The organism is Candidatus Thiosymbion oneisti (assembly GCF_900092655.1).
GTDB classification, from domain to species: Bacteria; Pseudomonadota; Gammaproteobacteria; order Chromatiales; family Chromatiaceae; genus Thiosymbion; species Thiosymbion oneisti.
In genome coordinates, this window is the sequence record NZ_FLUY01000761.1 from 1 (window position 1) to 8,896 (window position 8,896).

Below are 8,896 nucleotides of genomic sequence, written 5' to 3' on the forward strand. Positions count from 1 at the left end.
TCTTTCTCCTCAGTCCCACGTGATATGGAATTCAGCGTGGAATATGGTAACTTCATCCCACCGCTTTCGGGAAAAGCAAATACTTTCACAGTCTCTGGAGCGTGGGAACGAGACGAATGAAGAAATGACGCAAGCCACTCTTTCCGACGACGTCGCCCGGCGTATCGCCCTGGTCGCCCGCCTCCTGCCACATCTGGGGATGGCGCGTTTGATCCAAGTCATCGAGGATGCAATCGGACTTCCGCCAACGGCCCGCGGACTCGAAGGGCTCGAGCTGCCGGATCTGAAGGCGGCGCTCGGCGATGAGCTCGCGGATTTCGATGAGCAGACCTTGCAAGAGGCGTTGGCCATCCTCAGGGGCGAACCGGGTACGCTTGCGGACCCGGACCTGCCGTCGGTGGAGCCCTACGCGGAAGGGGACATGCCGGATTCGATCCGCGTCGCCTGCGCGTCGGACACCGGTGACCTGCTCGACGGGCACTTCGGCCAGGCCAAGCGTTTCCTGATCTATCAGGTATCGGCCCAGGAAGACCGGCTGATCGACATCCGCGTCCCCGAGGCTGCGCATACCGAGGACAAGACCGCCTACCGTGTGGGATTGATCCGGGACTGTCAGCTCCTCTACATCGCCTCCATCGGCGGTCCGGCGGCGGCCCAGGTGGTCAAGGCCAACGTCCACCCCATCAAGGACACGCAAGGTGGCCCCGCCCACGACCGCATCATCGCCCTGCGCCAGGTGTTGGCGTCGAAGGTGCCACCCTGGCTGGCCAAGCTCATGGGACGCCCCCCCGAGGAACGCATCCGTTTCGAGTCCCAAGGGCACGAGCCGTGATCCCGCATTCGGGACCAAGCACGAAAAATGCATACCTCGTCGGTCTGAGGCAAAACCTCGCTAGTCCTCGGAGTCGAGCCATGACGACGCGCACCCCGACGGCCAGTGCCGGTAGCGGCGATATGTCACTGCAAGCGCGCATCGCCGATGCCTGCAATGGGAAGCCGGCATCCGTCTCGCCGCCGGCCATCCTGGCCCTGCTGCAGGAGCAGGTCCCGGAGCTGCGGCTAGGCTACGCCATGACCCGCACCGGCTGGCATCGCCTCGGCGGCGTCGTGGACGCGGACCATCGACCCGTGGCCCAGCACCTCGCTGCCTGGGCGCAAGCGCAGTCCGGCGGCGACCTGGAGCGGCTGCTGGACACATGCGCCGCGAGCGGCGGCTTCGTGACCAGGCTGGAAGGCCGTACCCACTATCTCACGGCGGTCACTGGAGAGCGGGCGCGGGATTACATCCAAATCGAGGTCGAGCAGGTCCAGGAGGTCATCGAGCGTTCCCTGTGGACCCCGGACTGGATGCCGGACGATCTCGAAGACTTCATCGATCCCCTGGATTGCCCGCGCCTGGCCCCCGAGCCGGTGGCGCCGCCGCGCCTGCTGTTTCGCCGCCTGGTGCGCGTGGCGGAGCTCATCGAGTCGGAGGACGCGAGCGCCAACATCAAGCGCTTCTTGAGCGATTGGGATCGGAGCAGCGCCGCCACATCCGCCTGTTTCTGCGATCATTGGATCTTAGGTCTCCGCGACTATCGAGACCTCCAGGGTTACGACCGGCTGAGCGCCAAGCCGCTTCTGGTGCCGAGCGAAGAGGTCCCGGACCTGCCCGACGCACGCGTCACCCGCGGTGCGGGCCTGGCCAACCTAATCCATGGGTTCGATCGGCGCATCGGATACCGCTTCGCCTGGTACTTCCACATGCTGACCCGGCGTCAGGTCTCCTACAAATTGGCCGAGGCGGTACACGCGGACCTGATGGACGACTACGACTATCTACCGGCGCGGGATGTTGCGGTGCTGCGGGATTGGTGCGACGCCCCTTACAGCGTTTGACCACTACGAGCGTTTTCGCGACAGTGACAATATCGTCGCGCGGCTCAATCTGCCGAACATGCGCTATGCGCCGGGGCGTAAGCTGGATGCCTATGCCCAGGCCGTGAGCGGGTTGGCGAACCTCGAAGACGACCCGAAAAAGCAACTGAAATACATTGACTTCATCGACACCTACGGAGATCTGGACGAGAATGAGCGGGCCAGCTACAAACGAGAGTATCCCCAAGAGGCCAAGATCATGATGAGTTTTTCCGAACGCTTCATCGAGCAGGGCAGGCTGGAAGGTAAATTGGAAGGCAAGCAAGAAGGTGAAGCGATGATCTTGCTGCGGTTACTGCAATTGAAATTCGGAGACGTGCCCGCGGCGGTACACCGCAAGATCGAACGTGCCGACCCGCAGATGCTACTGGCGTGGTCGGAGCGGGTATTGACCGCTGCCGGCATTGAGCAGGTCATCAGCGATTGACAAGCTCATTTCCAGTGTTGTGCGGCCGACCAGCACTCGCCCACTCCAGGACGGTGCGGAAAGGGACGCGGGTCAAGGTCCCCGCGAGCGGATGTTTACCCAGTGGTTGTTTACCCAGCTTGACCCGGCTGAGGCGGGGGGAGGGGATACCGCACAGGAAGCGGGCGAGGGATCCGGGCTCGTCGAGCGCACCACCGGCAGTGGAAACCAATTGGTTCACCTGATCCCGGAGGTCCGGTGGTATCTCCGGCGAGTCGCGTTCCGGGAGCTCGGAGCCGCCGGATCGGCACCAGCTGCAGTGGCCGCATGCTTCTTCCAGGCGCTCGCCGAAGTGGGCGGCAAGTGCGGCGGTCTGACAAGCGTTCCTACTTGCTAGCTCCAGTACCTGCCGGAGTCGCCCGAGCTCCGCCGCCTCCCGCTTCAGGCCGTACTGGTGCAGCTCGTCCGCCAGCGCAGCGGGGTCCGTGGGCGACTGGAGCCGTCGGTAGCGGTGACCTAGCCCTCTGGCCTCGACCCGCAGCATTTGTTGCTCTCCCAACCAATCCAGGGCCCGGATGATCCGTTCCCGATCGGTCCCCAGCACCATCGCGGCAGCGCCGGGATCGATGTGGAACCAGGACCGGCCCTGGCGGGCCTGGCGGAACAGATCGGCGAGGAAGGTGCGGCGCGCCCCCTCGAAGCGCGCCAGTATCTCCCGCGAGGTCAGCAAGGGCTGGAAGCGGTATTGCCCATATAAGGGTGTGCCCCCCGCGAGAAATCCCTTGAGCTCCAGATAGGTGAGCAGGGTACGCAACACCAGCGGCCGGATATCGTGCTCGAACGCAAGCTCGTAGAGGCTCACATCGAATTCGCTCCCGCGCGCGAAGATATCCCTGATCAGGCCCCTGACGGCGTTCGGGTCCGGGGTGTCACCGTAGATGAAATTTTCAAGCACGTTCAGGTCGTCCGGGCAGACCAGCATATGGCAGATTGCCGGCTCGCCGTCGCGGCCGGCGCGCCCGATCTCCTGGGAATAGTTCTCCAGGCTCTTGGGCAGGTTGTAGTGGTAGACATAGCGGATATTCGCCTTGTCGATACCCATGCCGAAGGCGATGGTGGCCACTACGATGGCCTGGTCCGAGGCCATGAACCAGTCCTGAATCTCGGCCCGCAGCACGTCCTGCATCCCCGCGTGGTAGGCGCGGGCCTCGCAGCCTGCCGCGACGAGACGTTCCGCCAGTTCCTCGGCGGTGCGCTGCAGGGTGACATAGATGATGGTGGGACCCGGCGGGTTGGCCCGCAGGGCAGTGAGCAAGCTGCCGTCACGCTCCGCGGCGGACACGGGGGTCATGGTCAGGGAGAGATTAGGTCGGTAGAAACCGGTGCGCACGGCCCGCTCGGCGTCGATCGCCAGGCCGTCACAGATATCGGCGAGCACCCGTTCCGTGGCGGTGGCGGTCAGGGCGAGGACTCGCTCGGCGCCGCACGCGCGTGCGAATCCCGCGAGCTTCAGGTAGTCGGGACGGAAGTTATGACCCCACTCGGAGATGCAGTGGGCCTCGTCCACGGCGAACAAGGAGATCCGCACGGGGGTGATGGCCTCCCGAAAGCGTTCGTTGTTGAACCGCTCCGGTGCCACATAGAGCAATCGCAAGGTACCTTTGCGTACCTGCTCCATCACCGTCCGGTGGGCCGCGGCGTCCAGGGTGGAGTCCAGGCGGGCGGCGGCGATACCGAGGCGGGTGAGGGCGTCGATCTGATCCTTCATCAAGGCAATCAGCGGCGAGACGACCAGGGTCAGGCCGGGCAACAGCAGGGCCGGGAGCTGATAGCACAGGGATTTACCGCCGCCGGTGGGAAACACGGCTGCGGCGGAATGGCCGGCCATGAGGTGTGCGACCACGGCTTCCTGCCCAGGGCGAAAGGTCTCGAAGCCGAAGTGACGTTTCAGTGCGGCTTGGACATCGGCCGGCATAGTTGTTCTCCCCTTAAGGAAAGGCGCCTGTATTTTCCCCAAGCATGTAATTGATCCAAGCGCTGCCAGCGAACATTATCGAGGCCGAATCCGGGTCCCCGACAGGGGACGACCACAGAGCGTTGCCTCGATATTTCCAGGGACCCTGCCATCAATGATGAAGGTCGCTATACCTCGCTTCGAGGCTCGCAGACCGGCACGCACCTTAGCCGGCATACCTCCGGTGACATCTCGCTCGGCACCGTCCTGGAACTTCGAATCAAGGAGGGAATCACCGTCGACCTCGGCATAAATGCGATCATCGGTACCGAATGCCTGGTATACACCACTTGCACGCGTGGCGAAGATTAGCCAGTCAGCGTGGATGGCCTGCGCGAGGTCCGAAGCCACATCGTCACTGGAACAAACCCCAAATCCGGTTGGCGTGGTGACAAAGCCACCCCCAACGACCAGGGTAACACCATGCCGGAGCAGATCTTGGATCGGTTCCGAGTTGGCAAGACGGCATCCCACGGATGTCCCACGCATCAGCATAGCCGTCGAGATGCGAAATGGACAGAGGCCCCCGTCCAATAGGTGTTCTATAAGGCGGGATTCGTACCTGCCGAGGTGGGCTGCCACTTCCGCAACCACAGCGCGACGCTCGGCATCAAGGTACCCCTGGAGGAAGGCATATCGCTCCGCCGGTGGTTTTCCAAAGGCCCCCGTTCCGTGAACCAGGACCAGCGGCCGCTTCAGGGCGGAGAGTTCACGCGCAAGGTCAATGACCAACCCCGCCTCAAGCCAGGGACCGGTCCCGGTATCTCGGGTGATGAGGCTTCCCCCCAACTTGACGACGACACCTCCTTGGGAGGTACTTGCTCGGGTAGCCATGGATCCAGTGATCTCGTTATGATCGCCCCTCAATTCCGATTTTGAATGGATTATAGTTACCTAATATGGGTTCTCGGTAGTGGTAAATCTTTAACTGGTAGAGGGTAGGTTGGGTTGCTGCGCGGCTCGGCGGACTCAGTTCTGTCGGGACTATCAACTACTCTATCAGTTAGCAATTTACCACTACCGCGTTCTCTACCGGCCTGACAGGTTTCCAATCAAGTGCGCTCCGTCCTCGTGTACTGCCTCCAGCCTCACCTCGAGGATTCGGTTGGTCGGGTCTTCCGTCTCACCGGCACCTACTCTGACCGGAAGATAATTCGGCGTATAACCAAACCATTCGCCTTGCGACGAGTCGCCGTAGGGGCCTTCCACCAGAATCGGCAGACGCCGGCCGACAAAGCGGGCCAGGGTTTCACGTTTCATCCGGCGTCCCAGCGCGTGCATTTGGCGGCTACGCTCCTGCTTCGTCCGGTCATGGACCTGTCCCGGCAGCGTCGCGGCCTTAGTGCCTGCGCGCGGTGAGTAGGGAAAGACGTGGAGGTGGCCGCAGCCCAGTGACGCCACGAAGGACAGGGTCTGTTGCCACTCGGCCTGGGTCTCGCTGGGAAAGCCGACGATGATATCGGTGGTCAGATTGAAGTCCGCCACCTGGCTCCGGGCCGCTCCGACTAGGCGCACAAAGTCCAGGGTCCTACAGCGTCGGGCCATGCGACGCAGCACCGCATCCGATCCGCTCTGCAAGGGTAAATGCAGATGAGGCATCAGACGCCGGTCCTCGAACAGCGCCCAGAATCCTGCGGGCAGGTCCCAGGGTTCCAGGGATCCCAGGCGGACCCGGGGCACATGGGTGTCGGCAAGGACCGCACGGATCAAGGCCGATAGGTCGCCCCGGCCGTCGCTTCCGTAACCTCCGAGATGGACGCCGGTGAGTACGACCTCCTTGACCCCTTCCGTGCCCAGCTGGTTGATCTCCTCCACCACCTCGGCAATCGGACGACTGCGTTCCTCACCCCGGGCGCGGGTTACGATACAGAAGGTGCAGCGGTGGCGGCAGCCGTCCTGTACCTTGACGAAGGCCCGTTGGCGGCCACGGACGAACAAGGGGTTGGTCGCTTGCTCCACGGCGTCGCGGGTCATGGAATCCAGGTCGAACGCCCGCGCGGTAATCTCCACCAGACGATCCTTGTCCTGGTTGAGCACCAGCAGGTCGATGCCCTGGTCGCGGGCCAATGCATCCCGGTCTAGGGAGGCGAAGCAGCCACTGACCACCAGCTTGGCCCAGGGATTGACACGCTGGGCGCGGCGCAGCAGCTTGCGGGATTTGCGTACCGCCTCGGCGGTTACCGCGCAGGTATTGATCACCAACAGGTCGGCCGCTTCCGGATCGGCGGTAACCGGATGGCCCTGCCGTTGGAACTGCCGGGCCCAGGTCTGAAGCTCCGCCTCGTTGAGTCTACAGCCCAGTGCCTGAAGGTTTACACGCATAATGGTACAGAATTAACAGGATTTTCGGGATTAACAGAATTATTTTCCTGAATAATGACTTATAATATCCTGTTAATCCTGGAAACCCCGTGAATCTTGTCCTATTAGCGGTTGGCACTTACGGGGCTGACGGGCACGCCGCCTGCACCATGCCGTTCACTTGAGTTGCGAGAGATCCCTGACGGCACCGCGCGCCGCACTCGTCGCGAGCGCGGCGTAGGCCCGTAATGCCGTGGTTAGGGGGCGGTCCCGGTGTTCCGGTTGCCATGCGGCGGTATCCTTGGCCTCCATGTCCCGGCGGCGCGTTGCGAGCTCATCCTCCGAGACCAGGAGCTCGATCCTGCGCTGCGGGATGTCGATCTCGATCCGGTCGCCCTCCCGCACCAGCCCGATGGTTCCGCCTGCGGCGGCCTCCGGCGACACATGGCCGATGGACAGCCCGGAGGTCCCGCCCGAGAAGCGGCCATCGGTGACGAGGGCACAGGACTTACCCAACCCCTTCGACTTCAGGTAGCTGGTAGGATAGAGCATCTCCTGCATTCCGGGCCCCCCTTTGGGACCCTCGTAACGGATGACCACCACCTCGCCCGCCTTGACCTGGTTGCCGAGGATGGCCTCCACTGCCACCTCTTGGCTCTCGTAGATCCTGGCCGGTCCGGAGAAGGTGAGGTTCGATGCGTCCACGCCGGCGGTCTTCACGATACAGCCCTGCTCCGCCAGATTGCCGTACAGGACGGCCAGCCCGCCGTCGCGGCTGTAGGCGTGCGCCACATCCCGGATGCACCCGTTGGCGCGGTCCAGATCCAAGTCGGGCCAGCGGTTGTCCTGACTGAAGGCGACCTGGGTCGGCCGACCGCCGGGGGCCGCGCGATACCGGGAATGCACCTGTTCCGCCCGGGTCTGCACCGGGTCCCACGCGGCCAGCGCCGCGCCCAGCGAGCGGCTGAAGACAGTCGGCGGATCGCGCTGGATCAACCCCGCGCGGTCGAGCTCGGCCAGGATGCCGATTACGCCCCCGGCCCGGTGGACATCCTCCATGTGGTAGCGCCGGGTCGCCGGTGCCACCTTGCACAGATTCGGGATCTTGCGGCTCAGACGGTCGATATCGGCCATGGTGAAATCCAGCTTCGCCTCATGGGCAGCGGCGAGCAAGTGCAGCACCGTGTTGGTCGAGCCACCCATGGCGATGTCCAGGCTCATGGCATTCTCGAAGGCATCGAAGCACGCGATGGAGCGTGGCAGCACGCTCGCATCGTCTCCGTCGTAATAGCGCCGCGCGAGCTGAACGATCAGTCTCCCGGCTTCGAGAAAGAGCGCACGGCGATCGGCATGGGTCGCCAACAGAGAGCCGTTGCCCGGAAGGCTCAAGCCCAGCGCCTCGGTCAGGCAGTTCATCGAGTTGGCCGTAAACATCCCGGAGCAGGAGCCGCAGGTCGGACAGGCGGAGCGCTCGTACTCGGCCACCTCCGCGTCGGCCTTATCGGGGTCCGCCGCCACGACCATGGCGTCGACCAGATCCAGGTGGACCTCCCTGCCGCCGCGGACCAGCTTGCCCGCCTCCATGGGACCGCCTGAAACGAAGACCGTAGGAATATCGAGACGCAGGGCGGCCATCAGCATTCCGGGCGTGATCTTGTCGCAGTTCGAGATGCAGACCAGGGCATCCGCACAGTGCGCATTGACCATGTACTCCACGGAATCAGCGATCAGGTCCCGCGAAGGCAGCGAGTAGAGCATGCCGCCATGCCCCATGGCGATGCCATCATCCACGGCGATGGTATTGAACTCCTTGGCCACCCCGCCCGCCCGCTCGATCTCCCCCGCCACCAGTTGGCCGAGGTCCTTGAGGTGAATGTGGCCCGGGACGAATTGGGTAAAGGAGTTGGCAATGGCGACGATGGGCTTCTCGAAATCCTCGTCCTGCATCCCGGTGGCCCGCCAGAGGGCGCGGGCACCTGCCATGTTGCGGCCTTGGGTCGTGGTGCGGGAACGGAAACGGGGCATGGTGATCTCCGAATGGAAAAAACGGGGGGCGCTGATGCACTGCACCGCACGGCAGTGATTGTACCGAATCCTTGCAGGTCCGCAGCCTCCCCAACCATCCGGAGCAGGGCTACCGAATAATAATCGCTGCTGCACAGCAGGTGTGTATACTGTCATACGGCATAATCTGCGCATTTCACTCCCTCTCCCTCCGGGAGAGGGCGGGGGTGAGGGGGAAATTCAAAAGCTCGGAT

At 63.4% G+C, this 8,896-nt stretch carries 7 protein-coding genes; 3 read left to right on the forward strand and 4 right to left on the reverse strand.

Annotated elements, in window-relative coordinates; translation table 11 throughout:
* Positions 1-124: 124 nt before the first annotated feature.
* The 3 genes from BQ17_RS08115 to BQ17_RS08125 all read left to right on the forward strand — a co-directional run bounded on the left by BQ17_RS08115 (position 125) and on the right by BQ17_RS08125 (position 2,344).
* Positions 125-832 carry a NifB/NifX family molybdenum-iron cluster-binding protein gene (locus BQ17_RS08115; RefSeq protein ID WP_089725994.1) on the forward strand — a complete coding sequence of 236 codons (708 nt, stop codon included), beginning with the start codon at positions 125-127 and terminating at the stop codon, positions 830-832.
* A gap of 80 nt (positions 833-912) precedes the next feature.
* Positions 913-1,878, forward strand: a complete 966-nt coding sequence (locus BQ17_RS08120; protein ID WP_256091519.1) for a hypothetical protein — start codon at positions 913-915, stop codon at positions 1,876-1,878.
* Positions 1,832-2,344 (forward strand): RpnC/YadD family protein, encoded by a 513-nt coding sequence (locus tag BQ17_RS08125; RefSeq protein ID WP_141699166.1) that lies wholly within the window; start codon positions 1,832-1,834, stop codon positions 2,342-2,344. Before BQ17_RS08120 ends, BQ17_RS08125 begins: the two co-directional genes overlap by 47 nt.
* Here BQ17_RS08125 and BQ17_RS08130 read toward each other — a convergent pair.
* From BQ17_RS08130 to ilvD, 4 genes are all read right to left on the reverse strand, one after another.
* A complete protein-coding gene (locus BQ17_RS08130; RefSeq protein WP_089725998.1) occupies positions 2,334-4,298 on the reverse strand; it encodes a RecQ family ATP-dependent DNA helicase in 1,965 nt (654 codons plus the stop codon). The genes BQ17_RS08125 and BQ17_RS08130 overlap by 11 nt on opposite strands.
* A gap of 75 nt (positions 4,299-4,373) precedes the next feature.
* Positions 4,374-5,171 carry an amino acid kinase family protein gene (locus BQ17_RS08135; protein ID WP_089726000.1) on the reverse strand — a complete coding sequence of 266 codons (798 nt, stop codon included), beginning with the start codon at positions 5,169-5,171 and terminating at the stop codon, positions 4,374-4,376.
* A gap of 195 nt (positions 5,172-5,366) precedes the next feature.
* On the reverse strand, positions 5,367-6,659 hold the full coding sequence (mtaB, locus tag BQ17_RS08140) for a tRNA (N(6)-L-threonylcarbamoyladenosine(37)-C(2))-methylthiotransferase MtaB (protein WP_089726001.1): 1,293 nt from the start codon (positions 6,657-6,659) through the stop codon (positions 5,367-5,369).
* 156 nt (positions 6,660-6,815) lie between these two features.
* Positions 6,816-8,663, reverse strand: a complete 1,848-nt coding sequence (ilvD, locus tag BQ17_RS08145; protein WP_089726005.1) for a dihydroxy-acid dehydratase — start codon at positions 8,661-8,663, stop codon at positions 6,816-6,818.
* Positions 8,664-8,896: the final 233 nt, after the last annotated feature.